Below are 394 nucleotides of genomic sequence, written 5' to 3' on the forward strand. Positions count from 1 at the left end.
CGCGATGCGCGAAACGCGGCCCACGGAAATCCGGAACGCTGAGGGCTTTGTCCCGCGCTGCAAAGCTCGTCCGCCGCGTAAAGACCGTCACCGCCCGGATACAGGACGCGATAGATTGCGGCCATCAGTGGGCTTAGCTTGCCAAGTGAACCCGCACCGGATGCCTCAGTGCCAAGCGCATAGTCCACATAGTCGCCCGTGGTTGCAAAAATGGTGTGCGTCGGATCGTGGTCCTCGTCGTAACACTCGAAGTCGATCCAGCTTTGCGAAAACTCCCGCGTCACGCGACCGCCCTCGAAGCTCTGCTCACGTACCCATCCGCGAATAGGGTTGCCTCGCACATCCGCGCTGTCCACCTTCCACCAGCGCCGTTTCGTCCCGTCGCTGCCTGGGT

The 394-nt window shown here is 62.2% G+C and carries 1 pseudogene; it reads right to left on the reverse strand.

From position 1 onward, the window contains the following. Nucleotides 1-394, reverse strand: a pseudogene (locus tag VSR82_RS40100) (glycoside hydrolase family 19 protein); the annotation flags it as partial.

Origin of the sequence: Burkholderia sp. JPY481, assembly GCF_038900515.1 — a bacterium.
Classification (GTDB): Bacteria; Pseudomonadota; Gammaproteobacteria; order Burkholderiales; family Burkholderiaceae; genus Paraburkholderia; species Paraburkholderia youngii.